The following is a 21,656-nucleotide window of genomic DNA, read 5'->3' as shown; positions in this document are numbered from 1 at the left end:
TCAGGGTGTGGCACGGCGGTGAGCGTACCGGGCGCACCCCCGGACGAGCGAAGTGAGGGCGCGGCCGGGGCGTGCGCCGGGGCGCTGTGCCCCGGGTCGGGAGAGTCGGGAGAGATCGTGTTCACGAGCTGTTTCCTGGCTGGTTTCCGTGCTGATCAGGGCGTGAAGGACACGGGGAGATTCGCGGCCTTGGCCCCGGTGGGCGGCACCTGAAGGGTCTTCAGGGCGAACTCCATGACCTCCTTGTAGATGGGGCCACAGATCTGACCTCCGAAGTAACTGCCCTTGGTGGCGTTCTGGATGGCGCAGTAGACAGTGATGCGGGGGCTGTCGGCGGGCGCGAACCCGGCGAACGACGACGTGTAGCCGTGGTAACGGCCGGTGGCCGGATCCACGCGGTTGGCCGTGCCCGTCTTGCCCGCGACCCGGTAGCCGGGAATGCGCGCCTTGGCGCCGGTGCCCTCCTCGTCGTCCACGACGGACTCCAGCATCTTGGCGAGGGTCTTCGCCGTCTTCTCGCTGACGACCCTGGTCCTCTTCGGCTCGGCGGCGGGGGTGAACCGGCCGTCGGCGCCCTTGGTGCCCCGGATCAGGCTGGGCTCCACGCGGACACCGCCGTTGGCGATCGTCGAGTAGACGGAGGCCGCCTGCAGCGCGTTGAGGGACACGCCCTGGCCGAAGGGGATCGTGAACTGCTGGGAGGTCGACCACTGGTCGGGCGGCGCGAGGATGCCCTTGGTCTCGCCCGGGAAGTCGAGCCCGGTGTAGCTGCCGAGGCCGAACTTGCGCAGGTAGGAGTAGAGGACCTGGTTGGACTGCGCCTGGGACTTGCCGAGTTGCCCGGTGGCCAGGATGGTGCCGATGTTGCTGGACTTGGCGAGCACGCCGTTGAGGGTGAGGTACCAGGTCGGGTGGTCGATGTCGTCCTTGAAGAGCCGGTCGCCCCGGTGCAGCCGGTTGGGCACCACGACATGCGTCGCCGGCGTGGCGACGTTCTCCTCCAGTACGGCGGCCATCGACATGACCTTGGCGGTGGAGCCGGGCTCGTAGGCGTCCTGGAGGGACGCGTTGCCCAGCGCGTCCGGGTTCGCCTTGCTGAGGTCGTTGGGGTCGAAGCCGGGCGAGTTGGCCATGGCCAGGATCTGGCCGGTCCGGGTGTCCTGCACTATCACGTACCCGCGGTCCGCCTTCGACTTCTTGACCTGCTCGGTGATGGCGTTCTGCGCGGCCCACTGGATGTCGCGGTCGATGGTCAGTTCGACGTCGGAGCCGGGCACGGCGGGCGTCTCGGTGGAGTCGGCGGTGGGCACCTGCCGTCCTCCTGACTGTGCGTACCGGATCTCGCCGTCCTGCCCGGCCAGTTCGCCGTTCAGCTGCTGTTCGAGGCCGCCGCCGCCCTTGCCGTCGGCGCTGACCCAGCCCAGCAGTCCGGCGGCGAGTCCGGCGTTCGGATAGACGCGCTTGCTCGCGGGCACGGCCAGCACACCGGCGAGGACGTTGACGGTGTCCGGATCGGTTCCGGACTTGGCGGCCAGGGTGGACTTCAGGTCCTTGATCTGCGTCCACACCTGGGGGGTCTGACGGTGCGCGAGCAGCGTGTAGCGCGTGTCCGGCGTCTTCAGCTTCTCGGCGATGCCGGCCGCGTCCTGCCCGAGGATCGGCGCGAGGAGAGCGGCGGCCTGCTCGGGGGCGTCGCCCAGTTTCGTGCTCTTCGGCGTGAACATCGACGGGTCGGCGGTGATGTCGTACGCGTCCACGCTGGTCGCCAGTTCGACGCCGTCGCGGTCGGTGATCTCGCCGCGTTCGGCGGCCAGGGTGCGGCCGACGTACCGGTTCTGCTCGGCCTTGGCGGCGTACTCGCTCGCGTCGACGGCCTGCACCTGGAGCAGCCGTACGACGAAGGCGGTCATCACCAGGGCCAGCGCGAGGCCGACCATGCGCAGCCGGGGCCGGGGGCTGCCGAGCCGGATGACCTTGGGCCCGGCGGGGCGGCGGGGGGCGGGGCGGCGGGTGGGTCGGGCGCCGGGGCCGGGACGCCGGGCGGGGCCGGGGCGGGCGGACCTGGCCGGGGCGGGCACGCGACGGCGCGGCGGTTCCCTGTCGGACACTTCCGTCACCTGCCGGGGGTCGTGGAGGGGAGGGTGGGGGTGGGGGTGACCGCGGGGGCCCGCTCCGGGGACGCCGTCGCGGAGGGGGTCGGCGTGGGCGTCGGTGTGGGGGTGGCCGTTGGCGTCGGTTCCGGGACGTTCACCTCGGGCGGGATCACCGCCGGGATCCGCAGCGCCGCCGGCTCCGCGGCCCCCGGGACACCCTTGACGGTGCCGTCGGGGTCGAGGAAGGCCGGGTCGCCGCCGGGCACCATGCCGAGTTCCCTGGCCCGGCGCTGGAGGGCGTCGGGCGCGGCGTAGGCGTCCACGTCCCGCTGGAGGGCCTGTTCCTCGTCGGTGAGGCTCTTGGTGTCCTTCTGGAGGTCGTCGAGGCGGAACCCGCCTTCGCTGAGCGCGGAGTTCAGCACGAGGAGCGCGATGAGACCGCCGCCCAGCAGGAAGACGACGAGCAGGACAAAGGGGGTACGGGCGGCCTGCCCCGGCCCCGTGGGGAAGAGCCGGGCCAGCCTGGCGGCCCGGCCCTTGAGTTCGGGATTCCTACTCACCCGCGGTTCCCTCCGTACGCCTCACTCGGTGTCCTCCCTGATGCGCTGGGCCCCGCGCAGCCGTGCCGGGGCGGCTCGCCGGTTCTCGGCGATCTCTTCCTCGGTGGGAAGTTCGGCACCACGGGTGAGCAGCTTGAGCCGGGGCTGGTAACGCTCGGGCACGACCGGCAGGCCGGGCGGCGCGGTGTTGGCGGCGCCGGCCGCGAACACCTGCTTGACCAGCCGGTCCTCGAGCGAGTGGTACGACAGGACGGCGATCCGGCCGCCGACGGCGAGCGCCTTCACCGCGGCCGGGATCGCCCGTTCCAGGACGGTCAGTTCACCGTTGACCTCGATGCGCAGCGCCTGGAAGGTCCGCTTGGCGGGGTTGCCGCCGGTGCGCTTGGCGGCCTGCGGCAACGAGTCGCGGATCAGTTCGACGAGCCGGGCGCTGTTGCCGAACGGCTCCCTGTCGCGCTCGCGCACGACCGCGGAAACGATCCGCTTGGCCTGCTTCTCCTCGCCGTACGCCCTGAGGATCCGGACGAGCTCGCCCGGCGGGTAGGTGTTGAGGACCTCCGCGGCGCTGATGCCGGTCGTCTGGTCCATGCGCATGTCGAGCGGCGCGTCCTGGGCGTAGGCGAACCCCCGGTCGGCCTCGTCGAGCTGCATGGAGGAGACACCGAGGTCGAAGAGGACACCGTCGACCTTCGACAGGCCCAGCCGGTCGAGCACGTCGGGCAGTTCGTCGTACACCGCGTGCACCAGGTCGGCCCGCTCGCCGTAGGGGGCGAGCCGCTCCCCGGAGAGGCGCAGCGCCTCCTTGTCGCGGTCGAGGGCGACCAGCCGGACCTCGGGGAAACGGGCGAGCAGCGCCTCGCTGTGGCCGCCGAGACCGAGGGTGCAGTCGACGACGACCGCGCCGGGCCGCTCCAGTGCGGGGGCCAACAGGTCCAGGCACCGCTGGAGCATCACCGGGACATGTCGACTGTTGCTCAAGGGGCCCTCTCAGGTCCGGCGCGGCCGACACGCACCGCCGGGTCCCCGCCCGCTCGGAGAAGGGGAGGCCGCCGGCGCCGGAAGCGTCAGCCGACCGGGAGCGGGAGGAGGCCGAGCCGTACGTACGCGCCGCGCACGCGGGGGATCAATCAATCCAGCAGGGAGTCTCGCCTCCCGCTTCGCGTCACTTTAGTCCACGGTGTCGCGCGGTCAATCAACCGGCCCGCGCGTGGTGCGCTCTGCCCAGGCAAGCCGCAAACCGCCCAGAATCAGTCGTACGGGCATACTCACACCACCCGTGTGGGTTACCTCACAACAACGCTCATTGATGTTCTTTGTCCCCTCTCACAGCAGGCCCGTGAGGGGCGTGACCAGTACCGTCATGCTTATGACGACTTCCGCATCAGTTCCCACCGGACCCGAAGGCGCCATAGCCACCGACGACACCGTCATCGACCGTCTCGTCGAGGCCAACGGAGAGTACGCGGCCGCCTTCACCGACCCGGGGATGGACGCCCGCCCCGTGCTCCGGGTGGCGGTCGTGGCCTGCATGGACGCCCGTCTGGATCTGCACGCCGCGCTCGGTCTGGAGCTCGGCGACTGCCACACCATCCGCAACGCGGGCGGCGCCGTCACCGACGACGTGATCCGCTCCCTGACCATCAGCCAGCGGGCGCTCGGCACCCGCAGCGTCGTCCTCATCCACCACACCGGCTGCGGCCTGGAGTCCCTCACGGAGGACTTCCGGCAGGAGCTGGAGGCCGAGGTCGGCCAGCGCCCCGCCTGGGCCGTGGAGGCCTTCCGGGACGTCGACCAGGACGTACGCCAGTCGATGCAGCGTGTGCGCACCAACCCGTTCCTGCTGCACACCGACGACATCCGCGGCTTCGTCTTCGACGTGAAGTCCGGCCTGCTGCGTGAGATCGATCCCGCATAACCGAACCGGACCGCGCATCCGTACGTATGTCTCTACGAAATTTACCCTTCACTTCAGCGCCGAAAAGGCCTGAAAATCAGACATACCCCTGCCAGTTGTCCACAGGCGAGTGACACGAACCGGTAACGGCAACAAGAATGCGTGTGTGACGTCACGCGGGGCTTTCCCCGCGTGGTGTCCGTGTTTCGGGGTGGGCCGGTCCTCATCGCAGAGCGTCGGCCCGGAGAAAGAACGGGCCTAGGAGGGCCGTGTGACGACCTATGACGATCGAGCTAGCCTCACTGATCTGACCGCCACCGCGGAGCGAGTCCGCAGCTCGGTGGAGGGAGTGATCGAGGGCAAGCCTGAGGTCGTACGGCTTTCGCTGACCGTGCTGCTCGCCGAGGGGCATCTTCTGATCGAGGATGTCCCCGGCGTCGGCAAGACCATGCTGGCGAAGACGCTGGCCAAGTCCATCGACTGTTCCGTGCGGCGCATTCAGTTCACGCCGGACCTGCTGCCCTCGGACATCACGGGTGTGTCCATCTGGGACCAGCAGCGCCGCGACTTCGAGTTCAAACCGGGGGCGATCTTCGCGCAGATCGTGATCGGCGACGAGATCAACCGCGCGTCACCGAAGACCCAGTCCGCGCTCCTGGAGTCCATGGAGGAGCGCCAGGTCACCATCGACGGGCAGACCTACGAACTGCCCAGCCCCTTCATGGTGGTGGCCACCCAGAACCCGGTCGAGATGGAGGGCACCTACCCGCTCCCCGAGGCCCAGCGCGACCGCTTCATGGCCCGCGTCTCCATCGGCTACCCGAGCCCGGAGGCCGAGCTGCAGATGCTGGACACGCACGGCGGCGTCTCACCGCTGGACGACCTCCAGCCGGTGGCCCACGCGCACGACATCGTGAAACTCGTCGAGGCCGTCCGCAACGTCCATGTCGCGGACTCGGTCCGGCGGTACGCCGTGGACCTGGTCGGCGCCACGCGCACGCACCCCGACCTCAGACTCGGCGCCTCGCCGCGCGCCACGCTGCATCTGCTGCGCGCCGCGAAGGCGTCGGCCGCCCTGAGCGGCCGGGAGTACGCGCTGCCGGACGACATCCAGGCCCTCGCCGTGGCCGTCCTGTCCCACCGCCTGCTGCCCACCGCCCAGGCCCAGCTGAACCGCCGCACCTCCGAGCAGGTCGTCCAGGAGATCCTCCAGCGCACCCCGGTGCCCGCGGCGCCCCAGCAGCAGAGCGGCTTCGGCATGGGCCGCTCCGCGCCCGACTTCGGCCAGCAGCCGCCCCGGAGGCTTGGATGAGCGCAGGGGCACCCGGACACCCGGAGGACGACCAGGGCGAGAAGGGCGGGGTGCGCACGGCGCTGGCCGGTCTCACCACCCGCGGGCGCTCCTTCCTGGCCGCCGGGGTCGCCGCCGCCATCTGCGCGTACGTCCTGGGGCAGAGCGATCTGCTCCGGGTGGGCCTGCTGCTCTCCGTACTGCCGCTGGTCTGCGCGACCGTCCTCTACCGCACGCGATACCGGGTGGCCGGCAGCCGCCGGCTCTCCCCCGCGCGCGTGGCCGCCGCCGCCGAGGCCCGTGTCCATCTCCGGATGGACAACGTCTCGCGGCTGCCCACGGGCCTGCTGATGCTCCAGGACCGGGTGCCGTACGTGCTCGGTCCGCGCCCCCGTTTCGTCCTGGACCGGGTGGAGGCGGGCGGGCGCCGCGAGGTGTCCTACCGCGTCCGCTCCGACCTGCGGGGCCGCTATCCGCTGGGCCCGCTCCAGCTGCGGCTGACCGACCCGTTCGGCATGTGCGAGCTGACCCGTTCCTTCTCGACGTACGACACCCTGACGGTGATCCCGCGCGTGGACGCGCTGCCACCGGTGCGGCTGACCGGCGAGGCCAGGGGGTACGGCGAGGGACGGCAACGCTCGCTGGCGCTGGCCGGCGAGGACGACATGATCCCGCGCGGGTACCGCTACGGCGACGACCTGCGCCGCGTGCACTGGCGTTCCACCGCCCGCTACGGCGAGCTGATGGTGCGCCGCGAGGAGCAGCCGCAGCGGGCCCGCTGCACGGTGCTCCTCGACACCCGGGGCATCGCCTACCTGGGCGCGGGCCCGGACTCGGCCTTCGAGTGGGCGGTGTCGGGCGCCGCGTCCGTCCTTGTCCACATGCTCGAACGAGGCTTCTCCGTACGACTGCTGACGGACACGGGCACCTCCGTGCCCGGCGAGGGCGCCGAGGGTTTCGCGGGCGCCAGCCAGGGATCGGCCGACGCGGCCGGACTGATGATGGACACACTCGCGGTGATCGACCACTCGGACGGCGAGGACATCTCCCGGGCGTACGACGTGCTGCGGGCCGGCGGCGAGGGGCTGCTGATGGCGTTCTTCGGCGACCTCGACGAGGAGCAGGCCGCGGTGGCCGCCAAGATGCGGCAGCGCAGCGGCGGTGCGGTCGCCTTCGTGCTGGACAGTGAGACCTGGGTGCGGGAACCCCACGATGTGCCGGGTCCCGAGGACCCGGGCGAGGAGTCGCTGCGGATGCTGCGCGAGGCGGGCTGGACGGCGGTGCGGGTACCGCGAGGGGTCGCGATGAGCGAGCTGTGGCGCCAGGCGGACCGGGAGCGTTCCGGTCCCGGTGCCCTCAGCGGCAGGGAGGGACGGTCATGAGCGGGCGCGCACGACTGGCGCTGTGCGGCTGGGTGGCCACCCTCCTGACGGCGTGCTCTCTGGTGCCGCTGGTCGAGGACCGGAACTGGCTGCTCCAGGTCGTCATCCTGCTGGGCATACAGACGATCGTCGGCGCGGGCGCCCGGCGGGTGCCGCTGGCCTGGCCGCTGACGATGGCGGCACAGCTCCTCGTCACCCTCGTCCTGCTGACCCTGGTCTTCGCCCGGGAACAGTCCCTCTTCGGCCTGATTCCCGGCCCCGACACCTTCCAGCGGTTCGGCACGCTGCTCCAGACCGGCACGGACGACGTGGGGCGGTACGCGATCCCGGCGCCGCTCTCCGACGGCATACGCCTGATGCTGGTCGGCGGCGCCCTGCTGATCGGGCTCGCGGTGGACACCCTCGCGGTGACGTTCCGCAGCGCGGCTCCGGCCGGCCTGCCGCTGCTGGCGCTGTACTCGGTCGCCGCCGGGCTGTCCGACGGCAGCTGGGCCTGGCTGTGGTTCCTGCTGGCCGCCACGGGCTATCTGATGCTGCTCCTGGCCGAGGGCCGGGACCGGCTCTCCCAGTGGGGCCGGGTCTTCGGTGGCGGTCCGCGCGCCCCTGGCGAGCAGTCGGCCGGCGGTGCGATCGCCCCCGTACGCACAGGGTGGCTGGTCGGCGCGGTCGCGCTGGTCGTGGCTCTGCTCCTGCCGCATGCGCTGCCCTCGCTCGACGGCGGGCTCCTGAGCGCGGCGGGCGGCGGGGTCGGCTCGGGCAGCGGAGGCGGCGGCACGATCTCCGCCGTGAACCCGCTGGTGTCACTGCGCGACAGCCTGAACGTGGACGAGGACCGCCAGGTCATGTCGGTGCGCAACAGCAGCGAGGACACCCAGGACCTGTATCTGCGGATCGTCGCGCTCGACTCCTTCGACGGCACCGCCTGGAAGCCGTCCCAACGGCACATCGAGGACGTACCGAAGGCGTTCCCGAACCCGCTGGGTCTGCGGGCGGACGTGCGGCGCGCCGAGATCACGACGACCGTCGCGGCGGCGGACTGGTACGCCCAGGACTGGCTGCCGATGCCGTACCCCGCGACCGGTGTGAAGATCGACGGCAACTGGCGCTTCGAGCCGGTGGGCCGCACCCTCGTCGGTGACCACGGCCAGAACACGCGCGGCGTGCGGTACACGGTGACGAGCCTCGACGTGCAGCCGACCGCGCAGCAGCTCGCCGAGGCGCCGGATCCGGACCCGGCGCTGGTGCGCGAGTTCACTCAGGTCCCGGAGTCACTGCCGGCGATCGTGTCGCGCACCGCGCAGGAGGTCACCGCCGGTTCGGCCAACGCCTACGAGCAGGCGGTCAAGCTCCAGGACTACTTCGCGGTGAGCGGCGGCTTCCGGTACGACACACAGGTGCAGGTCGGCAGCGGCTCCAACGCGATCGCGCGGTTCCTGAGGGACAAGGAGGGCTTCTGCGTCCACTTCTCCTTCGCGATGGCCTCGATGGCCCGCACGCTGGGCATTCCGGCCCGCGTCGCGGTGGGCTTCGCGCCGGGCACCCCGCAGCCGGACGGCACGGTCTCGGTGGGGCTGCGTGACGCGCACGCCTGGCCGGAGCTGTACTTCGAGGGGGTCGGCTGGACCCGTTTCGAGCCGACCCCGACCCGTGGTTCGGTGCCGGAGTACACGCAGTCCCAGGCTCCGGGGAACCAGATCCCGAACCCGGACGTACCGTCCCAGAACGCCTCCGTGGCACCCTCCGACTCCGCTTCGGCGGGCGAGACCTGCACGGCGGCACAGCGGCGGCTGGACGGCGGGTGCGCGAGCGAGTCCGCGCAGGCCCCGCCGGGCCAGGACGACGACAGCTTCTGGTGGTTGGTGCCACTGGCCTGGACGCTTGGCGGACTGGCGGCGCTGGCTCTTCTGCTGCTGCCGATGCTGTGGCGGCTGCGGGTCCGGGGAGTACGGATCGGGGGACACGGCCGCACCGACGCCGACGCGACGGTCCACACGCTGTCGGCCTGGCATGAACTGGCCGACAGCGCCTGGGACTTCGGCATCAGCCCGGAGGAGTCCCAGACGCCCCGGCAGGCGGCTGCCCGCATCGTGAGCCTCGGCCGTCTCGATCCGTCGACGGCGGGCGCCGTGCACCGGGTGGCGGATGCCGTGGAGCAGATCCTCTACGCGCCGAGTCCACGCCCGGTGGCCGGGCTCGCGGAGGATGTGCACCGGGTGACCGAAGCCCTGCGGACCACGGTGAGCCGGGGCACGCAGTTGCGCGCGGCGTTCGCCCCCCGTTCGACCGTCCGTGTGCTGTGGGCGCTCTCGGCACGCTGGGACGCGCTCAGCAAGCGGGCGTCGGCGGCCAGGCCGGCCCTGCGCAAGCCGTGGGGCCAGCACGGCTGACGGCACGACGGCAGGACATGCCGGTGGCCCGGAACCCCTGGGGGTTCCGGGCCACCGGCGTTTCACGTCTTGCGGTCACAACGCGGGGAACTGCGGCCCGACGGGCTACTGGCCACCCTGCTGTTCGTCACGGCGACGCTGCCAGCGCTCTTCGATGCGATCCATCATGGAGCGTCGCTGCCGGCCCTGTCGGCGAGCGTGCGGAGCTCCGGGGGCGGCACCCGCGGCGGGCTGTTCGCCCGGCTTGGGGGCCTTGCGCCAACCCGTCACGGCCAGCACCGCACAGCCCAGCATGACGAGGAATCCCACCACGCTCAGCCAGATCTGCACTGCGACCATTCCGGCCATGAGGAGCGCGATACCTACGAGGAAGCCCGCGACCGCCTGGTAGACCCGTCGCCGGGTGTACGTGCGCAGCCCGCTTCCTTCAAGCGCTGTCGCGAACTTGGGATCTTCGGCGTACAGCGCTCGCTCCATCTGCTCGAGCATTCGCTGCTCGTGCTCCGAGAGCGGCACGGAGTCCTCCTCATTCGTGCAGTCGCCGGGGCGACCGGGGGTCCCCTTCAGGATAGGCAGGGAATCGCCCCCGTGAAACCCGCCCCTCTACGCCAATTGGCAACCGGAATCCGCCATGGCGGTCCCGGCTCACTGAGGCGTTCATTCCCCAGCAACCGGCCCGTCATGCAGAGCGGTGTCCCTCGATCATACGGCTCCGGGCGGCCGATCGGGGGGCCTGTGGCGTACTCCATCTGCGGCCGAGCCCCTGATCAGCGGTCCGCCACCGGAGGGGACTCAGACCTCGGTGGCACCCGGAGTCTCGCCGAGCACGTGAAGCTGGGTGGCGACGGAGTGGAACGCGGGCTGCTCGGCCGCCGCGGCCTCCAGTTTCAGCAGTGCGTCCAGGGCGCCCGGTTCGGTGTCCACGAGGACGCCGGGGACCAGGTCGGCGAAGATCCGCACGCCGTGCACGGCGCCCACGCGCAGGCCCGCGCCCTCGACGAGCGCGGTGAGCTGTTCGGCGGTGAACCGGTGGGGAACGGGGTCACTCTCGCCCCAGCGGCCGTTCGGGTCGTCGAGCGCCCGTTTGGCCTCCGTGAAGTGTCCGGCGAGGGCCCGCGCGAGCACGGCGCCGCCGAGTCCGGCGGCGAGCAGGCTGAGGACGCCCTCGGAGCGCAGCGCGGCCACCACGTTGCGGACGCCCTCGGCGGGGTCGTCCACGTACTCCAGGACGCCGTGGCAGAGCACCGCGTCGTAGCCGCCGCGCTCGACCACGTCGAAGAGGCCGTGCGCGTCGCCCTGGACGCCCCTGACCCGGTCGGCGACGCCGGCCTCGGCGGCCCGGCGCTCCAGCGCGAACAGCGCGTTGGGGCTCGGGTCGACGACGGTGACGCGGTGACCGAGGCGGGCGACGGGCACCGCGAAGTTGCCGCTGCCGCCGCCGGTGTCGAGGACGTCCAGCGCTTCACGCCCCGTGGCTTTGACGCGGCGCTCCAGGGCGTCCGACACGACTTCCCAGACCACGGCGGTACGGAGGGAGGAGCGGGGACGCGTGGGGTCCGGCACGGCAGGTGACTCCTCGGCGCGGCACCGCCTCTTGCGCGGCGGAGCGAACGGGGTGCCTTCCCGGCCCGATGGGCTGCGGAAAGGCGCGGCTTCTCCACCTTATTGCCTTCCGTGACATGGCCGGTCATCCGTCTCAGCTCGCGTCCGGGGGCGTGTCCGGGTCCTGGCGCGGTTGTGGAAGCACCGGCTGGAGGACGAGCATCCGCTCGACCAGGCGCAGAAACATCGCCACATCGCGTATCAGGTCGTCGGCGTCGCGGTTGCCGGCCGCGCCCTGGATGCCGGCCTCGGCGCGGGCCCGGCGGCGGGCGCCGGAGGCGAACAGCGCGCTCCACTCGGCGAGTTCGGGCGCTATCTCGGGGAGCACCTCCCAGGCGCTGCGGATGCGTGCCCGGCGCCTGGGGGTGGGTTCGGGGCGGCCGCGGGCGGCGAGCACCGCGGCGGCGGTGCGCAGGGCGGCGAGGTGGGCGGTGGCGTACCGCTCGTTCGCGGTCTCCAGGACGGCCGCCTCGTCGAGTCCGGCGCGGGCCTGGGCGAGCAGGTCGAGGGCTGCGGGCGGGGCCGTGGCCCGGCGGAGCACGGGGTGCACGTCTCCCGCCGGACCGTTCAGTGAGGGGGCAGGGCCGGGGGCGCGGCGCCGAGGGGCGGCGGCTGCGTTCGAACTGGCCATGACGAACCTCCTGTCGTCTGTGTGACGGCGCTTCCCGACGGGAGGTGCCGTATGTGCCCATCGTGCGGTATGCCACTGACAATCCGTTCTGACCTGGTCTTTTGCTTCGATCGAAGGTTCGGGTTAGTTTTTGCACTGACCAGTCAGTGCAAACAAATGCCAAGGGGGCGGGAACTGTGGACGGTCCGTACGGGCTCGGGTTGACCACCCGGGCCTTCGGGCTCAAGGGGCCTCGCGGCTGGGCGTTCCGTGAGGTGTCCTTCGACGCGGAGCCCGGCTCGCTGATCGCGGTGGAGGGGCCGTCCGGTTCCGGACGCACCTGCCTCCTGCTCGCGCTCACGGGCCGGATGAGGGCCACCGAGGGGTCGGCCGCGGTCGGCGGGCTGAGCCTGCCCAAGCAGTCGGCGGCGGTGCGTCGCGTGAGCGCGCTCGCGCACGTCCCCGGCGTCACCGACCTCGACCCCGCCCTGACCGTCGGGGAGCACCTGCGGGAACGGGCGCTGCTGGAGCGCCGGTTCGGCGGTTCCCTGCGCGGGCTGCTGCGGCCACGGGCACAGCGGGCGGCCGAGACGGAGCGGCGCGTCCACGCCGCGCTGACGGCCGCCGGTCTCGACCGCGAGGCGCTGCCCAAGGGCTCCCGGACCGCCGTACGCGATCTGGAACGGCTGGAGGCGCTGCGGCTGTCCGTGGCGCTGGCCCTGATCGGCCGGCCGCGGCTGCTGGGGGTGGACGACACCGACCTGAAGCTGTCGGACGCCGAACGGGCCGAGGTGTGGGCGCTGTTGCGGTCCCTCGCCGAGGCCGGGACGACCGTCGTCGCGGTGTGCAGCGAGGCTCCGGAAGGGGCCGTCACCGTGTCGACCGCCGTGTCGACGTCGCCGCGCGAACAGGACACCGACGGGACAAGGACGAACGCGAAAGAGACTCACGAGAAGGAGACGGTGGATGCGCTCCCCGAGACTGGCCGCGCTTGAGCTCAGGCGTTTCGGCCGGGGCAGGCTCCCGCGGGCCGCGCTGGCCTCGCTCCTGCTGCTGCCGCTGCTGTACGGCGCCCTGTACCTGTGGTCCTTCTGGGACCCGTACGGCAGGCTCGACCGCATCCCCGTGGCGCTGGTGAACGACGACAAGGGGGCGAGCGTCGCGGGGAAGAAGCTCGCCGCCGGTGCCGACATCGTCAAGGGGCTGCGCGACAGCGACACCTTCGAGTGGCACGAGGTGACCGCGGCCGAGGCCCGGGAGGGCGTCGAGGACGGCACGTACTACCTGTCGCTGACCATGCCGGCCGACTTCAGCCGACGGATCGCGTCCAGTTCGGGCGACTCCCCGGAGACGGGCGCGCTCCAGGTGCGGACGAACGACGCCAACAACTACATCGTCGGGCAGATCTCCCGGACGGTGTTCGGCGAGGTGCGTACGGCCGCCTCCACCAAGGCGTCGCGGTCCTTCCTGGACCGGATCTTCGTCTCGTTCTCCGACATCCACGGGCAGACCGTGAAGGCCGCCAAGGGCGCCGACACCCTCACGGGCGGCATCGGCAAGGCCGAGCAGGGCTCCAAGGACCTCGCCGACGGGCTGAGGGACGCCAAGGCGGGCAGCGGCAAGCTGGTCCGGGGGCTGAAGAAGCTCGACACCGGCGCGGGCGATCTGGCGGACGGCTCACGGCAGGTCGCGGCGGGCACGCAGACGCTCGCCGACCGGGTCAACGGCGTCTCGGACCGGCTGGGGCCGTTCCTCAAGGACAACGAGAAGACCATCGGGGACGCCGCCCAGCTCGTCGCCGACTCGGCCGGTACGGTCCGGCGCAACCTCGGCACCCTGGTGAAGGCCGCCCCGGTCGCCGCCAAGGGCGCCCACACGGCCTCCGACACCCTGAACGGGGTCTACAGGGCACGCTGCGAGACCGCGGTGCTGCCCGACGCCGCGTGCGCCGACCTGAAGAAGGCCAGGAAGGCGGCGGCGGACGTGGCGACGGTCGCCGACGACGTCAACACCCTGATCGCCGACCAGAACGGCGATCTGGACCGGCTCGACCAGCACCTCGCCACGCTCCAGAAGCAGGCCCAGGCGCTCGCCGACCGCGCCCCGCGTCTCTCCGAGGACCTCGACGACGCCGTCCGGAAGGTCGACAGGCTCAACGACGGTGCCGCACAGGTCGCCGTGGGAGCGCGGAAGCTGCACACCGGGCTCGCCACCGCCAGGACCGGCGCGACCACCCTGGACACGGGCGTCGGCGACCTCAGGACGGGCGCGGACGACCTCTCCGGAGGCATGTTCAAACTCGTCGACGGCTCCGGGAAACTCGCCGGCGGGCTGCACGACGGCGCCGGGCGGATCCCCGACTACGACCGGCAGGACCGCGACGCGCGCACCGAGGTGATGTCCGACCCGGTCCAACTCGCCTCCAGGGACCTGCACAAGGCGCCCAACTACGGCACCGGTTTCGCCCCGTACTTCATCCCGCTGTCCCTGTGGGTGGGCGCGATGGTCGCCTACATGCTGATCCCGCCGCTCAACCGGCGGGCGCTCGCCGCGGGCGCCCCGGCGTGGCGCATCGCACTGGCCGGCTGGCTCCCGGTGGCCGCCCTGGGCGTGCTGCAGACCGTGGCCCTGATGTCCGTACTGCACTGGGCGATCGGCCTGGAGATGGTGCGGGCGGCCGGGACGGTGGGCTTCCTGTTCCTGGTCACGGCGTGCTTCGCGGCGATCGTCCAGTGGCTGAACGCGCGCTTCGGAGCGGCGGGCCGGATTCTCGTACTCGCCCTCCTGATGCTCCAGTTGACGTCCGCGGGCGGCACCTATCCCGTGCAGACCAGTCCCGGCTTCTTCAACGCGATCCACCCCTTCATGCCGATGAGTTACGTCGTCGAGGCCCTGCGCAGGCTCATCACGGGCGGTGGGCTCGGCCCGGTGTGGCAGGCGTGTGCCGTGCTGGTGGCGTTCACGGCCGGCGCCCTGGCGCTGACCGCCGTGTCGGCCCGCCGCCGGCAGGTGTGGACCCTGGACCGGCTGCACCCGGAGCTGAGCCTGTGACGTCTCGTCAGCGTGGGCCTCGTGTTCCTGTGAGAATCAGGGCCATGGAACGCAGCAGCACCCCGCCGGGCGGCAGTCCGCGCCGCGAGGCAACCCGGCAGAAGCTCTACGAGGCCGCCGTCACGCTCATCGCGGAACAGGGCTTCTCCGCCACCACGGTGGACGAGATCGCCGAGCGGGCCGGAGTCGCCAAGGGCACGGTCTACTACAACTTCGCGAGCAAGTCGGTCCTCTTCGAGGAGTTGCTCCGGCACGGCGTGGAACTCCTCACCGCCTCCCTCAGGGAGGCGGCCGAGCGGACCGACCGGGACGGCGGCACCAAGGTCGACGCCCTGGACGCGATGATCCGGGCCGGGCTCGTCTTCATCAGCCGCTATCCGGCCTTCACCCAGCTCTACGTGGCCGAGCTGTGGCGCACCAACCGGGCCTGGCAGTCCACCCTGATGGTGGTCAGACAGCAGGCGGTGGCGGTCATCGAGGACGTCCTGCGCGAGGCGGTGGCGGGCGGCGAGCTCAGCGACGAGATCGACATCCCGCTGACCGCGGCGGCCCTGGTCGGGATGGTCCTGGTCGCCGCCCTGGACTGGCAGTCCTTCCAGCCGGAACGCTCCCTGGACGACGTCCACTCGGCGCTGTCCCGGCTCCTCCAGGGACGGGTGAGCGGCAACCGCTGAGCGAGCGGGGCCGGACTCGGGCGCGCAGAAAAGCGCCGGTCCCAGGTGGCCGCGTCCCCCGCGGGCCACCTCGAACCGGCGCTTCCTTCCTGCTCCCCCGTTTCCCCGTCCCCCCGTGTTCCCCCGTGTTCCCCCGTGTTCCCCCGTGCGGTCGTTCCCCCGGGTGCCTCGCTCCCGCCGACGGATCGGCGGAAGGAGCGGTCCAGGGCGCCGGCACCGTTCCGCCGCCCCGTGTCGGCGGTACCGGAGCCGTGCCCCTTTCCGTGCCCCCAGTCTTTCGTTCCCGCAGGTCGCGGCCCATCCGTGCGCCTACTCATCTCTCGCCCTAGGTACGCGTACTCAGCCCTGCGCACTCAACCCCAGGACGCGCCGTTGCCGACTGGTTACCATCGCGTCCGTGTCGGTACTCCCTTTGGTCTTCACCAGCGGCTGGGCCAGCGGCATCAACGCCTACGCGGTGGTGCTGCTCCTCGGCGTCTTCGGCGCGACCGGGCTGAGCGACGAGGTCCCCGAGTCGTTGCAGCGCCCCGAGGTGCTCATCGTGGCGGGCGTGCTGTTCCTGTGCGAGGCGGTCGCCGACAAGATCCCGTACGTGGACTCGGCATGGGACGCGGTGCACACCGTGATCCGGCCGGTCTCCGGGGCCGTCATCGGGGCGCTGCTGGCCGGTCAGAGCGGTTCGCTGCCCGATCTGGCGGCGGGTGCGATCGGCGGTTCGACGGCGTTGGCCAGCCATGCGGTCAAGGCCGGGACGCGGATGGCGGTCAACACCTCGCCGGAGCCGTTCAGCAACGTGATCCTGAGCTTCGCCGAGGATCTCGGGGTCGGCGCCATCGTGACGTTCGCGATGTTCCACCCCGAGGCGGCGGCGATCATCGCGGGCGCGCTGCTGCTCACCGGCCTGATCGTGCTGTACTTCCTCGTCTCCCGGATCAGACGGTTCCTGCGGCGCCGGGCCCAGCGGCGCGAGGAGAGGCGGCTCGCGGCCCGGGCAGGCAGGCCGCCAGGGTGACCGCCAGCTTGTCCCGGCCCTTGGGGCCGGGACCGTCCTGCTGATGCCGGGACCGATAAAGTCCCTCGCGTGACTCCGCTCCCCCACACGAGGCGGGGGCTTCCAGCCCGAAGGCTGCGGTCCAGCCCGAACCGGCCCTTTCAGGGCATAGCAAAAACACCATCCGCTAGGAGACTGATGGCACGGACTGCGGTGATCGGCGCCGGCATGGGCGCGATGGCGGCCGCTGCCCGGCTGGCCGTCGCGGGCCACCAGGTGGCGGTGTACGAGCGTGGGGAGACGTACGGCGGAGCGGTGCGCCGCTTCGAGCGCGACGGCTTCGCGTTCGACACGGGCCCCGGGCTGCTCACCCTGCCCGCGGTCTACCGCGACCTGTTCGTCAAGACCGGCAAGCAGTCCCTGGAGGAGTGCGTCGAGCTGGTCCAGGTCGACCCGTCCTCCCGGCACGTCTTCCCGGACGGCACGGAGGTCGCCCTGCCGAACGCGTCCCGCGCGGGCGTCGTCCAGGCCCTGGAGGCGGCTCTCGGGGCCGGGGCGGGTGACCGCTGGGGCGACTTCCTGATCAGGGCCCGGGAAGCCTGGGACCGCACCCGCAGACCGCTCCTGGAGGAGCCTCTGTGGGCCGACTGGCAGGCGCTGGCCGAGCGGGAACCCTATCCGGCGGTCCCCCACAGGCGGCTGCTGCGTACCCGTCGGGCCGGCACGCTCGCCGAGGTCGCCGCCTGGGAGCTGCGCGACCCGCGCCTGACCGCCCTCCTGGACAGCCACGCCCTGGCGTACGGCCTCGACCCCCAGGACGTTCCCGCGAGCGCGGCCGTGCTGCCGTACATGGAGCACGCCTTCGGCACCTGGTACGTCCGGGGCGGCATCCGGGAGTTGGCGCGTGCGGTGTACGAGCGGTGTCTGGAGCGGCGGGTCGAGTTCGTCTTCGGCGCCGAGGTCACGCGGATCGTCGAGAAGGACGGCCGCGCGACGGGGCTGGAGCTGGCCGACGGGACGGTGACGGAGGCGGACCATGTCGTGGCGGGCGTGGATCCCGGACGGCTGAGGGGACTCACGAGGCACACGCTCGACGAGGACGGTGACGTGTGCGCCGACGCGTCGGCGCCGTCGCCGGGCCGGTTCACCGTGCTGCTGGCCCTGCGCGGGGCCCGGGAGGCGGGTGCCGCGCATCGCACGGTCGTGCACGCGCCGGACCGGGAGGCCGAGCTGAACTGGGTGAGCGGGGAGGGACCCGGCCCGGTGCGGCCCACGGTGACCGTGCTGCGGCCGGACGATCCCGCGCTGCGGCCCGACGAGGAGCACGAGTCGGTGGTCCTGACGGCGACGGCACGGCCGAAGGGCGACTGGGCTGCGGACGGCTCGGCGAAGCGGTTCGTGGAACGGATGGTCCACGAGGCCGGGGTCGCGATTCCCGGGCTGCGTGAGCGGATCCTGTGGCAGGAGACACGAACACCCGGTCACAGCGGGGACGAGACGGGCGCCTTCTGCGGGGGCATGCCGGCCCCCTCGCTCGCGGGCGGCAGGGGGGACTTCCTGCATCCCGCCAACAGCACCAGGCTGCCGGGGCTGTACCGCGTGGGCGGCTGGTCGCACCCCGGGGGCGGACTTCCGCACGCGGGCATGTCGGGCGCGCTGGTGGCGGGGCTGATCGTGGAGGGGCCGGGCTTCCGGGGCTCGCAGTGAACCCCCGGGTGCCCGGGCGGGGCGGCGGTCCCCGGATGCGGCGCGGCTAGAAGCGGTACTGCTGCTCGTCGTACCCGTGCCCGTTCGACTGACCGTTGCCGTTGTCCTGGCTGTTGCCGTTGCCCTGGCTGTTGCCGTTGTCCTGGCCGTTGTCCTGGTAGGGGTACTGCTGCTCCGGCGGGAGTTCACCGCCGAAGAACGGGTCGTCGGTGTTGCGCTGCTGCGGGACCCAGACACCGCCCCCCGGGGTCTCGTTGTAGCCGCCGTTGCCGTACTGGTCCTGGCCGTAGCCCTGCTGACCGTACTGCTGCTGGTCGTAGCCGGCGTCGTACGAGGTGCCGCCGTAGCCCTGGCCGATGTACGGGTCGGAGTAGGCGGCGTACTGCTGCTGGCCCGAGGCGTCGTAGCCGTACTGCTGCTGGTCGTAGCCGGTGTAGCCGTCGTACCCGTAGTTCTGGTCGCCGCTCTGGGCCGCCGCCGCGTACGACTGGTCCTGGCCGGCGCCGGCGTACGACTGGTCCTGGCCGGTCGCCGCCGCGTACGCGGCATCGCTGTACACGCCGTACGAGCCGGTGTCGTCGGGGAGGGGCTGCGGTTCGTAGACGGCCGCGGGCCGGGCGGGGGTGAAGACGTCGTCCCGGTCGTAGTCGCGGTCGAAGTCGTCGCCCTGGCGGTACGTTCCGGCACCGGTGTCGTAGGCGTCGTTCCCGGCGCCGTCGGCGGAATCGTTTCCGAAGCCGTTGCCCGGCGCGTAGGCGCCCTCCGGCGCCTCCAGGCCGGAGACCTCAAGCGTCGGGTCCTTGTACTCCCCCTCGCCGCGGCCCTTGCCGAACCGCCCGAGGAAGCCCGGGCGGCCCGCGACGGCCCAACCGGCCGAGAAGCCGCTGCGGAACGACAGGGTGACGTACGTCTGCCCGACCGCGAAGGCCGCGGCGCCCAAACCGATGACCAGCACATTCGGAATGAGCACGCCGAGGACCACGCCGAGGAAGCCGACGAAGGCCAGCAGCCGCCAGCGCAGCCGCGCCTTGTACTGCAGCAGAACCTCTCCGAGTAGCCACAACGCGACGATGCCAAACGCGATGTAGAGGACCGTCCAGCCCATGTACGCCCCTCTCCCAGTGGCCGCTACGCAGTGTGTCGTACGCCGGTGCGGCCGGTCTAGGCCCGCTGTGGGTGGTGCAGACCCAGGTTTTCGTAGATTTCCAACGATGCCGTCGAGTTGTTCAGCGTAATGAAGTGCAGTCCGGGGATTCCCTCGGCCAGCAGTCGCGCGCAGAACTCCGTGGCGAACTCGATGCCAATGGAGCGTACAGCCGCCGCGTCGTCTTTGGCTGTGAGGATCCGCTCTTTCAGGGTAGACGGGATGGCCGCGTTGCTGAGCTGCGGCAACCGTTCCAGCATCCGCACGCTGGTCACGGGCATGACCTCGGGGATGACCGGGGTCGGGCAGCCCGCCGCCGCGACGGCGTCCCGCAGCCGCAGATACGACTCCGGGTGGAAGAACATCTGGGTGATCGCGTAGTCCGCGCCGGCCCGGCACTTGTCGACGAAGTGGGTGACGTCCGTGTCCCGGTCGGGAGAGCGCGGGTGCGTCTCGGGGAAGGCGGCGACACCTACGCAGAAGTCGCCCGACTCCTTGATGAGGCGCACGAGTTCGGCCGCGTACGTCAGACCGCTCGGGTGCGGTACCCACTCGGCCATCGGGTCGCCGGGCGGGTCTCCGCGCACGGCCAGGATGTTGCGGATGCCCGCGTCGGCGTACTGGCCGATGATGTTGCGCAGTTCGGCCACGGAGTGGTTGACCGCGGTGAGGTGGGCGACCGGGGTGAGCGTCGTGTCGGAGACGATCTGCTGGGTCTCCTTGACGGTGCCCGCGCGCGTCGATCCGCCGGCGCCGTACGTCACGGACACGAAGTCCGGCGCGACCGCCTCGACCCTCCTCAGCGCGTTCCAGAGGTTCCGCTCGCCCTTGGGGGTCTTGGGCGCCGAGAACTCGAAGGAATACGTGGTCTTGCCGGACGCGAGCATGTCACGCACCGTGCGCGCGTGGTCGGTCCTGGTGGACGCGGTTCCTAGGGCCATACCCGCAGGTTAGTCAGGGGGCGGCGGTCCCCCAACCGGACTGCGGAAATTTGCCCGGATTGTCGACTTGTTGTCCACGCCTCGGACACCGGGACCCGGACCCCTGGACCTCCTACAGGGAACGCAGCCGCTTGGCGAACTCCGCCGCCGCCGCGCCCGGGTCGTCGGCCTCCGTGATCGCCCGTACGACGACGACCCGGCGGGCGCCCGCCGCCAGCACCTCGTCCAGGTTGCCCAGATCGATGCCGCCGATGGCGAACCAGGGGCGCTCGGTGGCGAGCCCGGCCGTGTACCGGACCAGGCCGAGGCCGGGCGCGTGGCGGCCCGGCTTGGTGGGGGTCGGCCAGCAGGGGCCGGTGCAGAAGTAGTCGACGCCCTCCTGGACGGCGGCTGCGGCGGCCTCGGACGGGGCGTGTGTGGAACGGCCGACGAGCACGCCGGGGCCGAGGATCGCGCGGGCCGCCGGGACGGGCAGGTCGCCCTGGCCAAGGTGGAGTACGTCGGCACGGGCCGCGTGCGCGACGTCCGCGCGGTCGTTGACCGCGAGAAGCCTGCCGTGCCGGGCGCAGGCGTCGGCGAAGACCTGGAGGTGGTCCAGCTCCTCGGCCGCCTCCATGCCCTTGTCGCGCAGCTGCACGATGTCGACCCCGCCGGCCAGGACGGCGTCCAGGAACTCGGCGAGGTCGCCCTGCCGTCTGCGGGCGTCGGTACAGAGGTAGACCCGGGCGTCGGCGAGCCGGGCGCGGGCCGTGCCGGCGTCGGCGGTCGCCCCGGGCACGATGTCGGTCGTCTCGGGCATACGGATGTCCCCCATGGGCGCGCCCATGGGGGGTTCTCCCCCGGGCGCACCCCTGTGCGGTGTGGAGGTGTACGGACCGCGGCCCGCACACCGGAACGGCTGTTCGGATCAGACGGCGAGCGCCTGGGCGCGACGCTTCACCTCCGTGCCGCGGTTCTCACTGAGGGCCTGCGCGGGGGTGCCGGGCAGGCTCGGGTCGGGAGTGAAGAGCCACTCCAGCATCTCTTCGTCGGAGTAGCCGTCGTCCCGCAGGAGCGTCAAGGTGCCGGTGAGGCCCTTGACGACCTTCTGCTCGACCCCGTCGATGAAGGCGGCGGGGACGTGCAGCGCGCGGTTCTCGCCACGGCGTACGGCGATCACTTGGCCCTCCCTGACCAGCTGCCGGACGCGTGTCACCTCGATATCGAGGATTTCCGCGATGTCGGGCAGCGTGAGCCAGGCGGGGACGAGAGCATCGATCTTTGCGTCAATCTCGGTCACGGGACAAGCGTGCCATCCCGCACTGACAGTCGGAAGCCAGGCCCCTCCGA

Annotated in this window: 19 protein-coding genes; 9 read left to right on the top strand and 10 right to left on the bottom strand. The window is 71.8% G+C overall.

Annotation, left to right across the window (positions count from 1 at the left end):
* Positions 1 to 155: 155 nt before the first annotated feature.
* From ACW4TU_RS34050 to rsmH, 3 genes are read right to left on the bottom strand one after another with little or no spacing between them, the layout of a single operon-like run.
* The gene (locus ACW4TU_RS34050; RefSeq protein ID WP_457419531.1) at positions 156 to 2,108 is read right to left on the bottom strand and encodes a peptidoglycan D,D-transpeptidase FtsI family protein; all 1,953 of its coding nucleotides are present in this window, start codon (positions 2,106 to 2,108) and stop codon (positions 156 to 158) included.
* A gap of 5 nt (positions 2,109 to 2,113) precedes the next feature.
* Entirely contained in the window at positions 2,114 to 2,653 is a 540-nt protein-coding gene (gene ftsL, locus ACW4TU_RS34045) for a cell division protein FtsL (protein WP_457419529.1), read from the bottom strand.
* Positions 2,654 to 2,674: 21 nt separating this feature from the next.
* Complete coding sequence (gene rsmH, locus ACW4TU_RS34040; protein ID WP_457419527.1) at positions 2,675 to 3,631, bottom strand: 16S rRNA (cytosine(1402)-N(4))-methyltransferase RsmH; 957 nt, start codon at positions 3,629 to 3,631, stop codon at positions 2,675 to 2,677.
* Between the two features lie 388 nt (positions 3,632 to 4,019).
* Between rsmH and ACW4TU_RS34035 the strand changes: the two genes are divergently transcribed.
* From ACW4TU_RS34035 to ACW4TU_RS34020, 4 genes are all read left to right on the top strand, one after another.
* Positions 4,020 to 4,568: a beta-class carbonic anhydrase gene (locus ACW4TU_RS34035; RefSeq protein ID WP_457419525.1), complete on the top strand. Its 549-nt coding sequence runs from the start codon at positions 4,020 to 4,022 to the stop codon at positions 4,566 to 4,568.
* Between the two features lie 250 nt (positions 4,569 to 4,818).
* Positions 4,819 to 5,859, top strand: a complete 1,041-nt coding sequence (locus ACW4TU_RS34030; RefSeq protein ID WP_457419523.1) for an AAA family ATPase — start codon at positions 4,819 to 4,821, stop codon at positions 5,857 to 5,859.
* On the top strand, positions 5,856 to 7,220 hold the full coding sequence (locus ACW4TU_RS34025) for a DUF58 domain-containing protein (RefSeq protein ID WP_457419521.1): 1,365 nt from the start codon (positions 5,856 to 5,858) through the stop codon (positions 7,218 to 7,220). Before ACW4TU_RS34030 ends, ACW4TU_RS34025 begins: the two co-directional genes overlap by 4 nt.
* The gene (locus ACW4TU_RS34020; protein WP_457419520.1) at positions 7,217 to 9,607 is read left to right on the top strand and encodes a transglutaminase TgpA family protein; all 2,391 of its coding nucleotides are present in this window, start codon (positions 7,217 to 7,219) and stop codon (positions 9,605 to 9,607) included. Before ACW4TU_RS34025 ends, ACW4TU_RS34020 begins: the two co-directional genes overlap by 4 nt.
* 105 nt (positions 9,608 to 9,712) lie before the next feature.
* Here ACW4TU_RS34020 and ACW4TU_RS34015 read toward each other — a convergent pair whose 3' ends face one another.
* From ACW4TU_RS34015 to ACW4TU_RS34005, 3 genes are all read right to left on the bottom strand, one after another.
* Complete coding sequence (locus ACW4TU_RS34015; RefSeq protein WP_329278142.1) at positions 9,713 to 10,123, bottom strand: DUF3040 domain-containing protein; 411 nt, start codon at positions 10,121 to 10,123, stop codon at positions 9,713 to 9,715.
* Positions 10,124 to 10,399: 276 nt separating this feature from the next.
* The gene (locus ACW4TU_RS34010; RefSeq protein WP_457419518.1) at positions 10,400 to 11,170 is read right to left on the bottom strand and encodes a methyltransferase; all 771 of its coding nucleotides are present in this window, start codon (positions 11,168 to 11,170) and stop codon (positions 10,400 to 10,402) included.
* A gap of 133 nt (positions 11,171 to 11,303) precedes the next feature.
* Positions 11,304 to 11,840 (bottom strand): SAV_6107 family HEPN domain-containing protein, encoded by a 537-nt coding sequence (locus tag ACW4TU_RS34005; protein ID WP_457419516.1) that lies wholly within the window; start codon positions 11,838 to 11,840, stop codon positions 11,304 to 11,306.
* A 176-nt stretch (positions 11,841 to 12,016) separates the two neighbouring features.
* On the opposite strand from ACW4TU_RS34005, the gene ACW4TU_RS34000 reads away from it, so the two are divergent.
* From ACW4TU_RS34000 to ACW4TU_RS33980, 5 genes are all read left to right on the top strand, one after another.
* Positions 12,017 to 12,814, top strand: a complete 798-nt coding sequence (locus tag ACW4TU_RS34000) for an ATP-binding cassette domain-containing protein (protein WP_457419514.1) — start codon at positions 12,017 to 12,019, stop codon at positions 12,812 to 12,814.
* Positions 12,786 to 14,870, top strand: a complete 2,085-nt coding sequence (locus tag ACW4TU_RS33995) for a YhgE/Pip family protein (RefSeq protein WP_457419512.1) — start codon at positions 12,786 to 12,788, stop codon at positions 14,868 to 14,870. Before ACW4TU_RS34000 ends, ACW4TU_RS33995 begins: the two co-directional genes overlap by 29 nt.
* A gap of 44 nt (positions 14,871 to 14,914) precedes the next feature.
* A complete protein-coding gene (locus ACW4TU_RS33990) occupies positions 14,915 to 15,544 on the top strand; it encodes a TetR/AcrR family transcriptional regulator (protein ID WP_457419510.1) in 630 nt (209 codons plus the stop codon).
* A 397-nt stretch (positions 15,545 to 15,941) separates the two neighbouring features.
* Positions 15,942 to 16,556, top strand: a complete 615-nt coding sequence (locus tag ACW4TU_RS33985) for a DUF4126 domain-containing protein (RefSeq protein WP_457419508.1) — start codon at positions 15,942 to 15,944, stop codon at positions 16,554 to 16,556.
* Positions 16,557 to 16,733: 177 nt separating this feature from the next.
* A complete protein-coding gene (locus ACW4TU_RS33980; protein ID WP_457419506.1) occupies positions 16,734 to 18,242 on the top strand; it encodes a phytoene desaturase family protein in 1,509 nt (502 codons plus the stop codon).
* A 46-nt stretch (positions 18,243 to 18,288) separates the two neighbouring features.
* On the opposite strand, the gene ACW4TU_RS33975 is transcribed toward ACW4TU_RS33980, so the two are convergent.
* The 4 genes from ACW4TU_RS33975 to ACW4TU_RS33960 all read right to left on the bottom strand — a co-directional run bounded on the left by ACW4TU_RS33975 (position 18,289) and on the right by ACW4TU_RS33960 (position 21,606).
* Positions 18,289 to 19,347, bottom strand: coding sequence for an SCO2102 family sporulation regulator (locus ACW4TU_RS33975; protein ID WP_457419504.1), 1,059 nt, complete (start codon positions 19,345 to 19,347; stop codon positions 18,289 to 18,291).
* Positions 19,348 to 19,403: 56 nt separating this feature from the next.
* Complete coding sequence (gene metF / locus ACW4TU_RS33970) at positions 19,404 to 20,327, bottom strand: methylenetetrahydrofolate reductase [NAD(P)H] (RefSeq protein WP_164314545.1); 924 nt, start codon at positions 20,325 to 20,327, stop codon at positions 19,404 to 19,406.
* Between the two features lie 112 nt (positions 20,328 to 20,439).
* Entirely contained in the window at positions 20,440 to 21,126 is a 687-nt protein-coding gene (thiE, locus tag ACW4TU_RS33965; RefSeq protein ID WP_457430467.1) for a thiamine phosphate synthase, read from the bottom strand.
* A 108-nt stretch (positions 21,127 to 21,234) separates the two neighbouring features.
* The gene (locus ACW4TU_RS33960) at positions 21,235 to 21,606 is read right to left on the bottom strand and encodes an Rv2175c family DNA-binding protein (RefSeq protein ID WP_457419502.1); all 372 of its coding nucleotides are present in this window, start codon (positions 21,604 to 21,606) and stop codon (positions 21,235 to 21,237) included.
* Between the last annotated feature and the right edge of the window lie 50 nt (positions 21,607 to 21,656).

The sequence above is a fragment of the Streptomyces kryoterrae genome (assembly GCF_054072135.1).
Note: the sequence above shows the minus strand (reverse complement) of the source record. Positions and strands in the feature narration are given on the sequence as shown.